Raw genomic sequence first — 13,654 nt, forward strand, 5'->3', positions numbered from 1 at the left:
GTCACATCAACCACGAAGGGGACTCACCAGATCTCTGGTGGGTGCCCTCGCGACGGTGGCCGTCCTGGCCACCGGGCTGGCCGCGGCCGGCCAGGCGCAGGCCGCACCACCTACCAAATCTGAAGCCACACCGGCACCGGCTGCCAAGATCAAGCCGGAACTGTTGTCGAAGCTGGAGGGCAAGGACGCCAAGGCCGCGACGGACTACTGGGTCCGGTTCGCACCGAAGGCCGATCTGACCGCCGCCAGCAAGATCACCGACTGGAACGAGCGCGGCACCGCCGTGGCCGCGGCGCTGCGCAAGACCGCCGCGGACAGCCAGGCGAAGATCCGCGCCGAGCTGGACGCGCAGCACGTGAAGTACACCGCCTTCTGGGGTACGAACGCGATCCGCATCCAGGGCGGGTCACTCACCCTGGCCCAGAACCTGGCCACCCACACCGAGGTCGAGGGCCTGTACGCCCCGGTCGCGATCGAGGTGCCCAAGGTCACCCAGGGCACGACCGAGCACGAGATCAACGCGGTCGAGTGGGGTATCGCGAACATCAAGGCCGACCAGGTGTGGTCGCAGTTCGGTGACAAGGGCGAGGGCATCGTCGTCGCCAGCATCGACACCGGCGTGCAGTTCGACCACCCGGCGCTGGTCAAGCAGTACCGCGGCAACAACGGCGACGGCACCTTCGACCACAACTACAACTGGTTCGACGCGGCCGGCACCTCGCCGAACCAGCCGGCCGACGGCAACGGCCACGGCACCCACACGATGGGCACCATGGTCGGCGACGACGGCGCGGGCAACCAGGTCGGTGTCGCGCCGGGCGTGAAGTGGATCGCCGCGAACGGCTGCTGCCCGAGCGACGAGGCGCTGATCACCTCCGGTCAGTGGATGCTCGAGCCGACCAACCTCGCCGGGCAGAACCCGGACGCGAGCAAGCGGCCGAACGTCATCAACAACTCGTGGGGCTCGACGCTGCCGTCGAACGACCCGTTCATGGAGGACATCACCCTGGCCTGGACCGCGTCCGGGATCTTCGGTGCGTTCGCCAACGGCAACAGTGGTGAGGGCGGCTGCAACACCTCCGGTTCGCCGGGCAGCCTGACCAGCAACTACTCGGCCGGCGCCTACGACATCAACAACAACATCGCGTCGTTCTCCGGCCGTGGTGTCGGTCAGAACGGCACGATCAAGCCGAACATCTCGGCCCCCGGCGTCAACGTCCGTTCCAGCCTGCCCGGCAACACCTACGGCAGCTTCAACGGTACGTCGATGGCCACGCCACACCTCGCGGCCACCATCGCGCTGCTGTGGTCGGCCTCGCCGGCTCTGAAGGGTGACGTCAACGCCACCCGGGCGCTGCTGAACCAGACCGCGGTCGACGCGCCGAACAGCCAGTGCGGCGGCACCCCGGAGAACAACAACGTCTTCGGACAGGGCCGTCTCGACGCGCTCGCACTGCTGCAGGCCGCGCCGATCGGCGACACCGGCACCCTGACCGGCAAGGTCACCGCCGCCACCGGTGGTGCCGCCCTCGCCGGCGCCAGCGTGACGGTGAAGACGGCCGGCCAGCCCGACAAGGTCCTGACCACCAGCAGCACCGGCACGTTCTCGTCGGTCCTGCCGGCCGGGAGCTACGACCTGACGGTGGCGTCGTTCGGGTACCAGACCCAGACGGCCACGGTCAGCATCACCACCGGTCAGACCACCACCAAGGACTTCGCCTTGGTGAGCTCTCCGCAGGTGAGCGTCGGCGGCACCATCACGGACGGCTCCGGCCACGGCTGGCCGCTGTACGCGAAGGTGAGCGTCGAGGGTCCGGGCGGTGTGTTCGACTACACCACCCCGAGCAACGGCCGCTACAGCCTGAAGGTGCCGGCCGGTGCCGCGTACTCGCTCAAGATCGAGTCGCAGTTCCCGGGCTACCAGACGGTCAGCCAGCCGATCACGGTCGGCAGCAGCAACCTGACCAAGAACGTCGCGGTCCCGGTCCTCAGCAACTCGTGCACCACGGCGCCGGGCTACAAGTACGGCTCCGACGGTGTCTATGAGACCTTCGACTCCGGTGCGGCCCCGAGTGGCTGGACCGTCGTCGACAACAAGGGCAACGGCCAGGTCTGGCAGTTCAACGACCCGGGTAACCGGGGCAACCTGTCCGGTGGCAGCGGCAAGTTCGCGGTCATCGACAGCGACAAGTACGGTCCCGGCGGCCTGCAGGACACGTCACTGGTCAGCCCGGTCGTGGACCTGAGCGCGGTCACCGCCCCGGTGATCCGGTTCAACCAGGACCTCAACTGGCTCAGCGGTGAGAAGGCCGACGTGGACCTGTCGATCGACGGCGGCGCCACCTGGACCACTGCGCTGACCCAGATCACGGACGCCCGTGGAGTCAAGGAGATCGCGATTCCGCAGGCGGCCGGCAAGTCCGCCGTACAGGTGCGGTTCCACTACTGGGACGCCTCGTACGAATGGTGGTGGGAGGTCGACAGCGTGCTGATCGGCAGCCAGATCACCTGTGAGCCGACCGGCGGCGGCATCGTCGTCGGCAACGTCAAGGACGCCAACACGAACGGCTTCGTGAACGGCGCGGTCGTCACCCGTGACGGCAGCTCCGAGTCCGCGACCACCGTGGCGACGCCCGAGGACACCGGTCTGAACGACGGCTTCTACTGGCTGTACTCGTCCGCGGACGGCGACCAGGGCTTCACCGCCAAGGCCGGCAACTACGTCACCTCGACCGCGACCGTCGGAGTCGAGGCCGACTGGACGACCGTGGCCGACTACTCCCTGAAGGCCGGCCGGCTGAGCGTCACACCGGGCAGCGTGACGGGCAACCTGAAGCTGCCCACCGGCAAGGTCACCAAGTCGTTCACCGTCACCAACACCGGTGGCGCGGACGTCGACGTGAAGTTCGGTGAGAAGGACGGCGGCTTCGTCCTGGAGAACGCGAACGGCACCAAGACCACGAAGGCGCAGGTGCTGAACGGCACCGGTGCCCCGCTGCAGCGGCTCGCGGTGCAGACCTCGTTCGCCAACATACTGTCGGGCAAGACGGCCGGTACGCCGGCCGCCGCGAAGCCGCTCGCGGCGCCGTGGACCGACATCGCCGACTACCCGTCGACCGTGATGGACAACCGGGTGGTCAACCTCGACGGCAAGATCTACTCGATTGCCGGTGGCAACGGTAGTGCGTCGAGCGCGAGCAGCTACGTGTACGACCCGGCGGCGCTGGCCTGGACCGCCATCGCTCCGCTGCCGGCCGCTCGCAACGCCGTCACCGTCGGCGTCGTCGCTGGCAAGATCATCGCCAGCTCCGGCTGGGGCGTCTCCGGTCCGGACGCGGCGACCTGGGCCTACGACCCGGCCGCCAACGCCTGGACCTCGGTGGCCGCCAACCCGGCTCCGCGGGCCGCGGCCGGTCAGGCCGTCGCGGACGGCAAGCTGTACGCCGTCGGTGGCTGCACGACCTCCGGCTGCCTCCCGATGAGCAACACGGTGGTCCGGTACGACCCGGCCGCCAACGCGTGGGAGACGCTGGCGAACTACCCGAAGTCGGTCGCGTTCGCGTCCTGCGGTGCCATCGACGGCAAGGTGTACTGCGCCGGTGGTAACGACGGTACGAACTCGCTGAAGTCGGCGTACGTCTACGACCCGGGAGCAGACTCCTGGACCGCGGTCGCCGACGCCCCGTCCGACCACTGGGCGGCGTCGTACGCCGTCGCCGGCGGCAAGCTGCTGATCGTCGGCGGCGTGCAGGCCGGTGCGGTCACCAACGCCGGGTTCTCGTACGACCCGGCCGCGGACAGCTGGACCGCCCTGCCGAACGCCAACCTGCCGCGGTACCGCGGTGGCGCGGCCTGCGGCTTCTACAAGGTCGGTGGCTCGTCCGGCGGCTTCACCGCCACGGTCGACAGTGAGGCCCTGCCGGGTCTCGAGGACTGCGCCGAGTCGTCGGCGGACGTGAGCTGGCTGTCCATCGACAAGACCGAGGCCACGCTGGCCCCGGGCGCGTCGACGACCGTCCAGGTCACGCTCACCGCGAACGTGGACCAGCCGGGGACGTACTCCGGCGGGGTCACGATCGGCGAGAACACCCCCTACTCGGTCGCACCGGTCGGCGTGACGATGAACGTCACCCCGCCGAACACCTGGAGCAAGTTGCAGGGCACCGTCTCGGGCGTCAGCTCGGCCGGCGTCACCGCACCGCTCCCGGGCGCGATCCTGCAGGTGGACTCGTGGGCGCAGTCGTACACCTTCATCACCGACAAGGACGGCAAATACGCCTACTGGCTGGACCGTCGCAACAACCCGCTCACCCTGATCGCCGCCAAGGACGGCTACAAGCCCCAGACCCGCACCACCAAACTGCTAGCCGGCATTCCGGTCACCGAAGACTTCGCCCTGAAGTCCATCAAGTAACACCGCAGTAGCCAGGCCGGCCCCCGCCCTTCACGGGCGGGGGCCTGTCCGCGTTCTGCCACTAGACCCGCTTTGCGGAACTTTTCCGTCACCAGGCGGCAGGGAAGTTCCGGAGATCGCGGTCGCCGGACGATCGAGACGCGCGCGTCAACGCGGCGAGGACTGTCAGGGCGTCGGCCGACGCGGCGGGGTCGTGGGTTCGGATGTAGTCGGCGCCTTAGGTGGCGGCGTGGAGCTCGGCGGCAAGGGTTGCCGGTCCGATGCCGGTGAGGTCAGTGCCGGTGAGGGTGCGCAGGAAGGACTTGCGGGACGGGGATATGAGGACCGGGCGGTCGTAGCGGGCCTTCAGGCGGGACAGGTTACCGAGCACGGTCAGGGACGGTTCCGGCGTACGGCCCAGGAAGTAGCCCAGACCGGGGTCGAGGATCAGGCGGTCGCGTTTGATGCCCGCCGCCTCGAGTGCCGCGATCCGCTCGTCGAAGAAGTCCTCGATGCCTGACCAGATCGACCGCGCGTCCGTCCACACCTTCGTCGCCGGTCCGTGGCGCTGCACCGAGTGCATCACCGCCAGCTGACACGTGAGGCCGCCCAATTCGTCGTACCGGCGGGGATCCGGGAAGCCATGGATGTCGTTCAGGTACGCCGCTCCTCGCGCAGCCGCATATCGCTGTGTCTCCGGGTGATAGGAATCCACACCCCACGGAATCGCCGGCCCGAACTCGACTAGATCGGCGCCTCCCGCGTGCAGGCGGCACGCTTGGGCGAATGCGTCACCAGCGGCCAGATAGCGCCCACCGTCGGAGAACGAGTCTCTGGTGATATTGACGATGCCAACCAGCTGCGGCCGAACCATGCGGGTCTCCCGGTCGATCAGAAGCCCAGGCGCACGGCACACGTCGTCGAGACGAGGCCGCTCCCCGATGGATAGCCCATCTCACGCGCCAGTCACGACCCAGCCGCACGTTATCAACCCACGCCGCCTGGCACCCCTCCAACTCCTGCCACGGGACAATACGCAGCCGGGATTCGTGGAGGGTTTGCCCGGATCGGCAAAGAAACCCTCCCTTGATAACGCAAAAACCCTCCACGATCGGCAGACGGCAGCTCCGCATCCGCGACCTCCGCTGAGGTCGGGCCCTCGCCTGTAGCCGCGCCGTGCCGGGCTCAGCTGAGCGGGACGGCGGGCGTTGGCCGGAGGGCTATGTGGTGGGGAGGAGGTGGAAGCCGACGCCGCGGACGGCGTGGATGGTGACCGTGGCGCCGAGGTTGGTGAGTTTTTGGCGGAGGCGTTTGACGACGGAGTGGATGTGGGACCCGTGGCCGAGGTGTTCGTTGCCCCAGACGGCGTGGTGCAGGCGCTGGTAGGTCCAGACGCGGCCGGGTTCCTCCACGAGGCAGTGCAGGAAGTCGTGCTCGAGCCGGGTGAGGGAGACCTCGCGGTCCTTCCACCGGACGACGCGACGGTCCACGTCCAGGTGCAGCTCGGCCTCGGACGAGGGCGGTACGGCGGCCCGGACAGCCGGCGCCGCCACTGCGACCGGAACCGCGGCGACCGTGGCCGGAACGGCGACCACCCTCGCGGGAACTGCCTCGATCTGGGCAGCCTCCCCAGAGGCGACCGGCAGCACGGTCGGCGTGAGTACGACGGGACCGGCCGGCGACATGACCGCCGTCAGCTCGAGGAACGCGCGAGCCTGGTCCGCGCTCGACACCAGCAGCAGCGCGTCGGCCGCACCGAGCAACCGCGCGAGCTGTACCCGTTCGGACGTGGACGTGGCCACGCCGATGATCAACGACGAATCCGCGAGCCTCTCCATGGCGAGCCCCTCCCCAATTCAACGCCGGCCAGCCACCAGTACGGTTTACGGCGCGAAGTAAGTCAAGTGATTCATCGCGCCCCGGGCTGGCACAAATGCGACCTGTCCGAGACAGGCCAAACCCAAGCAGGGCAAGGAAAGGCCGGCCGGCCCAGGGCGGCGGGGCACGGCCGACGGTCCCCGTCGACGGGCAGCGGGTCGAGATCAGCTTGTAGTCCTCGATCCCGGCCTCGTACTTCCCTTGCGCCGCACCGGTCGCCGACCCACCGGGCGCGGCCTGCGTGACCCCGGTCCAGCCGCGGCCGTAGAACCCGATCCCGAGCAGCAACTTACTCCTTCTTCAGCTTGCGCAACTGGTTGAAGTTGCCGCGCAGCGCACCGGTGTCCCAGGTGTCGGCGACGCCGTCGACCGACGAGGCCGCGTCGTAGAACTTGTCGTACGCCGCGTAGCTGTCACCGATCGCACACCGGCCACCGGTGGTGTTGCCGAACGCGTAGACGATCGTGGTCAGCTTCGCGGCCGAGCCACTCGTCTTGATGTTCTTCACGTGGTAGTTGCGGTCGCAGACACCCCACTCGGTAAAGTAGCCGACCACTCTCTTGCCTGCGGCAACAGTGTGGTCGGGCGCGGGCTGGGCCGCGGTGGCGGCCGGTGCGAGACCGGCGCCGAGGAGAGCTATCGCAGCCAAGAGCACAGGAAAACGGGGTCGCATGAGTACCTCCTGGGGGCGGAGAGGAACTGTCCGCACCCTAACGACCACATCCAGTTAAGAAAAGAACTAATCCAAATAAAGATGTTCTCGTGATCATCGCGACGCTCCCCCGCGAAGGTGTGCGGAGGGAGCGTGCGGCGGAGTAATCTCCTCGCGCACGGTCACTCTTGACCGCACCCGACGGAGGAACAGTGCCCGGTCTCGTTCGGCGGCCGATCGTCGTCTGGCTGCTCGCGGCCCTCGCGGTACCTGTGCTGCTCACGGCTGTGCTGATTCCGGCCAAGGCGGGGACCACCGAGGACGATCTGCGCGACCGCACGCTGGCCGCACTCCAGGCCCGCGGCATCGAGGCCGGCTCCGTCGACTTCGACGGCCGCGACGCGACGGTCGCCGTACCGGCCGGTGTCGATGCCGAGCTCGTCCGCGAGGTCGTCGTGAAGGTGGACGGCGTTCGCTCGGTGCGGATCGAGGGTTCGCCGACTCCGACTGCTACTCCGACGACTGAGGCGCCTGCCGAGTTCGACGTGGCGCCGTTCGAGGTGGGCCGGACGAACCAGTCGATCCGGGTGCAGGCGGCGGTCAAGGATCAAGCGGTCAAGGAAGCCATCGCCGCCGAGGTCGGCAAGGTGCTCGGCGAAGACCGTGAGTACGACGACCGTACGACGATCGACGCCGCGACCGGATTGGCCGACGCGACCGCGATAGCCGCGCTGCTGCAGGCGCTCGCGATCGGGACCGGCGACGCCTCGGTGCGGTACGACGGAAGCACGGTGACGCTGTCGGGTGAGGTGCCGGACCAGGCGAGCAAGGCGACCGTCGCCCGGGCCGCGGCGAAGGCGGTCCCCGGCGCGGTGATCGCGAACCAGCTGGAGATCCCGGCGCCGCCGAAGTCCGAGGTCAGTGAGCCGTGCCGGACGTTGCCGAGCCGGCTGTCGGAGTTCACCCGGCAGCACAAGATCAACTTCCTGTCCGGCACGTCGATCGTGAACGACGCGACGAAGCCATCGGTGGTGCGTGTCGCCGCTTTGCTGAGGTCGTGTCCGAGCGCGTTCTTCGAGGTGGCCGGTCACACCGACAACCTCGGGTCCGAGGCGACCAGCCTGCCGTTGTCCGAGCGTCGGGCGGCCGCGGTCAAGGCCGCGCTGGTCAAGCTCGGCGTGGCCGCCAACCACATCCATGCGAACGGTTACGGTCAGGCCTTCCCGATCGCACCCAACTCCACCGCCGCCGGCCGGATCGCCAACCGCCGGGCCGAGATCCGAGTACTGCAGGGGAACTGAATGAGCTGGCTCGTCGCACAGATGTGGATCCTGCTTCTGGTCGCGTTCGTCCTCGGAAGCGCGGCCGCCTGGCTGCTGCACCGACTGGTCCGCAACCCGGCGAGGGGGGCACGCTGATGAGCTGGCTGCTGCGACACAACTGGCTGTGGTCGTTACTCGCCTTCCTGATCGGCGCTCTCATCACCTGGCTCCTCCTCGAACGCCGCCCCCCGGCCACTCCCCCGGACGCAGCCGCCGACGAGCCGCTCGAGCAGAAACAAGAGGTCCTGGTCGGAGCCCGAGTCGCGGAGACAGCACCCGCCGCACGAGCCGAACCCGCCGCGCATCCCGAGCCGGCGCCTAATGGACGAGCGAAACCGCAGCCCGCCGTACGAGTGGAGCCGGCGCCTGACGCACGAGCTGAACCGCGGCCGGTCGTTCGGACCGAACCGGTGCCCGTCGTGCGGGAGGAGCCGCAGCCGGCGTTCTCGCAGCTGATGGAGGCGGAGCCGACGCTGTTCGACGACGCCGAACTCGCCGCGATGAACGGCGACACCAGCGCGACCGCGCCGCAGATGCGGGCCGCGGCCCCCGCCGGCCGCTACGGTGAGGGCTCGGCCGACGCGGTACCTCATCAGGCTCCGCCGGACGGGTTCACCATCAAGGGCAACGCCCAGTCGATGCTGTTCCACACCCCCGACTCGCCGTACTACGGCCGGACCAAACCCGAGGTCTGGTTCCGCAGCGAGTCCGACGCCGAACGCGCCGGCTTCACCAAGTACGCCTGCCGCCCCCGCAAGTCCCCCACCCCCCGCGACCAAGCCCTCGCCCAGGAGGCCGAGTGAAGCACGAGATCCACGTGCCCTACAGCGTCACGCAAGATGAGGACGGCGGCTGGGCCGCGGAGGCCGCACTGCTGCCGGACGCGTTCGCCAACGGTGAAGGCGATACGCGCGAGGAAGCGATCGAGGATCTCCGCCAGGCCATCGTCGTACTGGCCGAGGAGGTCGGCGTACCGGACGAGCTGACCGTCGAGGTCGAGGTCGACTGATGCCGCCCGGCTGGAAGCCGAAGAAGGCTGCCGACATCGTCAAGGATCTCGAGAAGGCAGGATTTTCCGAGGCGAAGGGCCGGGGCAAGGGCAGTCACCGGATCTTCAAGGGCAAGGGCAAGACGATCGTCGTCCCGGACCACGGGGGCAAAGACGTCAAGACCGGGACCATGCGCAACATCGCGAAACAGGCGGGTCTGAAGCCCGAAGACCTGTACGGCTTCCAGCAGACGGGTGCCGCGAGGCAGTTGACGCCCGCGGAGGTCAACGCCGGCGTTGCGAATGCGGCGGACGCGACCAAGGCACGTGGGGACCGGAGCCGGTCCGGTGGACGGCGTGGGGCGGGCTCTGTGAGTCGGGAGAGGGACGAGCGGTCGCGTCGTCGATGAGCTTGGGATAAGGGGATTCGGCCCCTATTTGCTTGTACTGGCAACGGGCCGTCACACTGAGCGGAACGCCTTGCCGGAACCGTCCGTCCCGGGGCGTCCACCACATCGCCGGCTCTGTCCGGACACATCGCACCGAACTTCTTTTACGACGCCGACAACGGGGTACGGGAAGCAGTGCGGCACACCGTAGTACCGCTAGGTTTGGAGACACCCGATGGAGGTGAGCGTGACCGACATGCTGCCGGAGCAGCACCACGGACTGACGAAGAGTGACCCGCTGTGGTTCAAGCGGGCCGTTTTCTACGAGGTCCTCGTGCGGTCCTTCAAGGACTCGAACGCCGACGGCATCGGCGATCTGCAAGGCCTGACCGAGAAACTCGACTACCTCGAGTGGCTCGGTGTCGATTGCCTCTGGTTACCCCCGTTCTACCCGTCGCCGTTGCGCGACGGCGGTTACGACATCTCCGACTACACCGGAGTGATGCCCGAGGTCGGCACGATCGCCGACTTCGCGGCGTTCATGGAGGCCGCGCACGCCCGTGGCATGCGGGTGATCGTCGACTTCGTGATGAACCACACCTCCGACCAGCACCCCTGGTTCCAGGCGTCGCGGGAGGACCCGGACGGCCCGTACGGCGACTTCTACGTGTGGTCCGACAGCGACGACAAATACTCCGACGCCCGGATCATCTTCGTCGACACCGAGCAGTCGAACTGGACCTGGGACCCGGTCCGCGGCCAGTACTTCTGGCACCGGTTCTACTCCAACCAGCCGGACCTGAACTTCGAGAACCCGGCCGTCGGCGACGCGATGATCGAGGCGCTGAAGTTCTGGCTCGACCTCGGCGTGGACGGCTTCCGGCTGGACGCGGTGCCGTACCTGTTCGAGACCGAGGGTTCGAACTGCGAGAACCTCCCGCGCACCCACGAGTTCCTCAAGCGGGTCCGCAAGGAGGTGGACGCGAACTACAGCGACCGCGTCCTGCTCTGCGAGGCGAACCAGTGGCCGGCCGACGTGGTCGAGTACTTCGGCGACCGCGCCTCCGGGGGTGACGAGTGCCAGATGGCCTTCCACTTCCCGGTCATGCCGCGCATCTTCATGGGCGTCCGCCGCGAGTCCCGGTTCCCGATCTCGGAGATCCTGGCGCAGACCCCGGAGATCCCGGACACCTGCCAGTGGGGGATCTTCCTGCGCAACCACGACGAGCTCACCCTCGAGATGGTCAGCGACGAGGACCGCGACTACATGTGGGGCGAGTACGCCCAGGACCCGCGGATGAAGGCGAACATCGGCATCCGCCGCCGGCTCGCACCGCTGCTGGACAACGACGTCAACAAGATGGAGCTGTTCACCGCGCTGCTGCTCAGCCTGCCCGGCTCCCCGATCCTGTACTACGGGGACGAGATCGGCATGGGCGACAACATCTGGCTGGGCGACCGCGACGGCGTCCGGACCCCGATGCAGTGGTCCCCGGACCGCAACGCCTCGTTCTCCACCGCGACTCCGGGCAAGCTCAGCCTGCCGGTGATCATGGACCCGGTCTACGGGTACCAGGCGGTGAACGTCGAAGCGGAGATGGAGAACGCGTCCTCGCTGCTGCACTGGACCCGGCGGATGATCCAGACCCGTAAGCAGCACCCCTGTTTCGGCATGGGTACCTTTACGGATCTAGGCGGTTCCAACCCGAGCGTGCTGTCGTACGTGCGTGAGTTCGGCGACGACGTGGTGCTGTGCGTGAACAACCTGTCCCGGTTCCCGCAGCCGATCGAGCTGGACCTGCGGCAGTGGCAAGGCGTGGAACCGATCGAGTTGCTCGGTGGCGTGCACTTCCCCACGATCGGGGAACTGCCCTACCTTTTGACGCTCGGCGCCCACGGTTTCTACTGGTTCCGGCTGCCGGTGACCAAGCCGGCTGACCACGAGGAGAGCATGTAGTGAGTTCCCATCTGGACCAGGTCCAGTCCTTCTGCGCGAGCCAGAGGTGGTTCGGTGAGAAGGGACACGACGTTCACGTCGACGCGATGGCCACCTCGGTGTGGCTGTCGGACGGGGACGCCTGGCCCGCGGTCCGGATCGGGTTCGTCTACTGTTCCGGTCCGCCCGGGTCGGAGTTCCCGATCCGGGTGTACCAACTGCCCCTCAGCTACCACCGCGCCCCGGTCGAGAACCTCGGCCACGCGCTGATCGGTGAGTGGGTCGAGCAGGACCTCGACGATACCGAGGTCTGGGTGTACGACGCTCTGCACGACAAGGAAGCGACTCCGTACTGGCTGGACGGGCTGACGCACGGACGTCGGCTGGACGGGCTGGAGTTCCATCCCGTCCACGCCCCGGACCGGACCACCGTCGTACCGGAGGACGCGCAGTCGCTCGTCCTCACCGTCGAGCAGAGCAACACGTCGCTGGTGTTCGGCGACGTGGCCTTGCTGAAGGTGTTCCGCCGGCTCGAGCCCGGGAGCAATCCCGGGGTCGAGATCGAGTCGGCGCTCACCGAGGCGGGGTCCGAGCTGGTCCCCGAGGTGCTCGGGTCCGCGCGGGGCACCTGGCCGCGCGCGGGCGGCGGGAACGATTCGGGTGAGCTGGCGATGATGACGGCGTTCCAGAAGAACGCCACCGACGGCTGGTCGTTCGCCTGCTCGTCGGTGCGGGATCTGTACGCCGAGGGGGACCTGCACGCCGAGGAGGTCGGCGGTGACTTCGCGGCCGAGTCGCACCGGCTCGGCGCGAGTACGGCGCAAGTCCACTCGGAGCTGGCGAAGGCGCTCGGCACCGACATCTGGGAGCCGTCCAAGTTGGTCGAGCACGCAGCGGCGATGCAGCGCCGCCTCGATCAGGCGGCCGCGGCCATCCCCGAGCTCGCGCCGTACAAGGCCGGCCTGAGCCGCTGGTTCGAGGCGCTGGCGGCGTACGACCAGCCGGTGACGGTGCAGCGGATCCACGGTGACTTCCACCTGGGTCAGGTGCTGCGGACGATCGACGGCTGGAAGCTGATCGACTTCGAGGGTGAGCCGGCCAAGTCGCTGATCGAGCGGCGGGCCCTGGACACCGCGGTCAAGGACATCGCCGGGATGCTGCGGTCGTTCGACTACGCGGCCCGCTCGCTGCTCGCCGACCACCTGGGCGACCAGCAGATCGCCTACCGTGCGACCGAGTGGGCGAACCGGAACCAGCAGGCCTTCTGCGACGGGTACGCCGAGGTCGCGGGCACCGATCCGCGGCACGAACCCGTGCTGCTGAGCGCCTTCCTGGCCGACAAGGTCATCTACGAAACGCTCTACGAGGCCCGCAACCGCCCCAGCTGGCTTCCGATCCCGCTGTCCGCGGCGGCTCACTTGGCCGAACAGTGATGCCCCAAGCCTGGGCGAGTTAGGGCAGTAACTCGAAGGATTCGACGTGGGTCGGCCGGACGACACTGAAGTGCCGGCGGTCGAGGGTCGCGACTTGCGCGGCGTTCAGCCGCTCGGCAACGGCGACGACCGACGCGTCAGCCGTCCCCAACGGAAGATCACGGTAGACCGACGCCAGTTCCGCGATCCGCAGCCAGTCCCGGGGAACGACGGGTTCAGCCACCAGGTTGCCGTTCGCGAGATCGCCGAGGAAGCGGATCTCCGGCACCGGACCGAGGCGGCCGGCGAGCAGATGTGTGACTTCCGTGATCACGAGCATCGGCACCAGCAGCGGACCCGGATGAGTCGCGAGCAACTCCAGACATTCCTCATGATGCTTGTCGTCCGCGTCGACGTACGCATAGAGCGGACCCGCATCCACGATCAGTGCGATCGGTCGACCTCCGCCGCGAGGATCTCCTCGATCCGCTCCGAGACATCCGAGTGCCCGCTGCGCCCGGCCCCGGCCGCCAGCAGCCGACGCCGGCGCCCGCGACCCGCGGCCAGGTGGGTCTCCACCGCTTCCCGCGTCAGTTCCGAGATGGTCATTCCGCGCCGTGCGGCCTCGTGCCGCAACTGCGCGTCGAGCTCGTCCGGCAGCTTCACCGTGGTCCTCTTCATGGT

11 protein-coding genes, 1 pseudogene and 1 riboswitch are annotated in these 13,654 nt (G+C 68.3%); of the genes and pseudogenes, 7 read left to right on the plus strand and 5 right to left on the minus strand.

All coding sequences use genetic code 11. From position 1 onward, the window contains the following. Nucleotides 1-37: 37 nt before the first annotated feature. Nucleotides 38-4,414: a S8 family serine peptidase gene (locus tag ACZ3HV_RS16970; RefSeq protein WP_465685254.1), complete on the plus strand. Its 4,377-nt coding sequence runs from the start codon at nucleotides 38-40 to the stop codon at nucleotides 4,412-4,414. A gap of 88 nt (nucleotides 4,415-4,502) precedes the next feature. Here the strand turns inward: ACZ3HV_RS16970 and ACZ3HV_RS16975 are convergent. The 3 genes and pseudogenes from ACZ3HV_RS16975 to ACZ3HV_RS16985 form a co-directional block, all read right to left on the minus strand. Further along, nucleotides 4,503-5,267: pseudogene (locus ACZ3HV_RS16975) on the minus strand (dihydropteroate synthase). A 16-nt stretch (nucleotides 5,268-5,283) separates the two neighbouring features. Further along, nucleotides 5,284-5,373, minus strand: a riboswitch (ZMP/ZTP riboswitch). Between the two features lie 240 nt (nucleotides 5,374-5,613). Further along, nucleotides 5,614-6,231: a winged helix-turn-helix domain-containing protein gene (locus ACZ3HV_RS16980; protein ID WP_465685256.1), complete on the minus strand. Its 618-nt coding sequence runs from the start codon at nucleotides 6,229-6,231 to the stop codon at nucleotides 5,614-5,616. Between the two features lie 329 nt (nucleotides 6,232-6,560). Further along, entirely contained in the window at nucleotides 6,561-6,920 is a 360-nt protein-coding gene (locus ACZ3HV_RS16985) for a hypothetical protein (RefSeq protein WP_465685258.1), read from the minus strand. Between the two features lie 215 nt (nucleotides 6,921-7,135). Here ACZ3HV_RS16985 and arfA point away from each other — a divergent pair, with 215 nt between their 5' ends. The 6 genes from arfA (at nucleotide 7,136) to ACZ3HV_RS17015 (ending at nucleotide 12,991) form a co-directional block, all read left to right on the plus strand. Further along, nucleotides 7,136-8,224, plus strand: coding sequence for a channel-forming protein ArfA/OmpATb (arfA, locus tag ACZ3HV_RS16990; protein ID WP_465685260.1), 1,089 nt, complete (start codon nucleotides 7,136-7,138; stop codon nucleotides 8,222-8,224). Between the two features lie 116 nt (nucleotides 8,225-8,340). Beyond that, the gene (locus ACZ3HV_RS16995; RefSeq protein WP_465685262.1) at nucleotides 8,341-9,048 is read left to right on the plus strand and encodes a sunset domain-containing protein; all 708 of its coding nucleotides are present in this window, start codon (nucleotides 8,341-8,343) and stop codon (nucleotides 9,046-9,048) included. Continuing rightward, a complete protein-coding gene (locus ACZ3HV_RS17000) occupies nucleotides 9,045-9,254 on the plus strand; it encodes a type II toxin-antitoxin system HicB family antitoxin (RefSeq protein ID WP_465685264.1) in 210 nt (69 codons plus the stop codon). Before ACZ3HV_RS16995 ends, ACZ3HV_RS17000 begins: the two co-directional genes overlap by 4 nt. Further along, complete coding sequence (locus tag ACZ3HV_RS17005; RefSeq protein WP_465685266.1) at nucleotides 9,254-9,643, plus strand: type II toxin-antitoxin system HicA family toxin; 390 nt, start codon at nucleotides 9,254-9,256, stop codon at nucleotides 9,641-9,643. Before ACZ3HV_RS17000 ends, ACZ3HV_RS17005 begins: the two co-directional genes overlap by 1 nt. Before the next feature lie 214 nt (nucleotides 9,644-9,857). Next, nucleotides 9,858-11,579, plus strand: coding sequence for a maltose alpha-D-glucosyltransferase (treS, locus tag ACZ3HV_RS17010; RefSeq protein ID WP_465685268.1), 1,722 nt, complete (start codon nucleotides 9,858-9,860; stop codon nucleotides 11,577-11,579). Further along, entirely contained in the window at nucleotides 11,579-12,991 is a 1,413-nt protein-coding gene (locus tag ACZ3HV_RS17015; protein ID WP_465685270.1) for a maltokinase N-terminal cap-like domain-containing protein, read from the plus strand. Before treS ends, ACZ3HV_RS17015 begins: the two co-directional genes overlap by 1 nt. Before the next feature lie 19 nt (nucleotides 12,992-13,010). Here ACZ3HV_RS17015 and ACZ3HV_RS17020 read toward each other — a convergent pair whose 3' ends face one another. Both ACZ3HV_RS17020 and ACZ3HV_RS17025 read right to left on the minus strand, forming a co-directional pair. Then, a complete protein-coding gene (locus ACZ3HV_RS17020; RefSeq protein ID WP_465685272.1) occupies nucleotides 13,011-13,412 on the minus strand; it encodes a type II toxin-antitoxin system VapC family toxin in 402 nt (133 codons plus the stop codon). A 2-nt stretch (nucleotides 13,413-13,414) separates the two neighbouring features. Next, nucleotides 13,415-13,651: a ribbon-helix-helix domain-containing protein gene (locus ACZ3HV_RS17025; protein ID WP_465685274.1), complete on the minus strand. Its 237-nt coding sequence runs from the start codon at nucleotides 13,649-13,651 to the stop codon at nucleotides 13,415-13,417. Nucleotides 13,652-13,654 lie beyond the last annotated feature (3 nt).

It is taken from the genome of Kribbella sp. NPDC020701 (assembly GCF_055562215.1).

What these genes read in the sequence shown, in the direction of transcription:
- treS (WP_465685268.1), top strand. Translation starts at nt 9,858, where the DNA reads ATGGAGGTGAGCGTGACCGACATGCTGCCGGAGCAGCACCACGGACTG.
- ACZ3HV_RS17025 (WP_465685274.1), bottom strand. Translation starts at nt 13,651, where the DNA reads ATGAAGAGGACCACGGTGAAGCTGCCGGACGAGCTCGACGCGCAGTTG.
- ACZ3HV_RS16980 (WP_465685256.1), bottom strand. Translation starts at nt 6,231, where the DNA reads ATGGAGAGGCTCGCGGATTCGTCGTTGATCATCGGCGTGGCCACGTCC.
- ACZ3HV_RS16995 (WP_465685262.1), top strand. Translation starts at nt 8,341, where the DNA reads ATGAGCTGGCTGCTGCGACACAACTGGCTGTGGTCGTTACTCGCCTTC.
- ACZ3HV_RS17005 (WP_465685266.1), top strand. Translation starts at nt 9,254, where the DNA reads ATGCCGCCCGGCTGGAAGCCGAAGAAGGCTGCCGACATCGTCAAGGAT.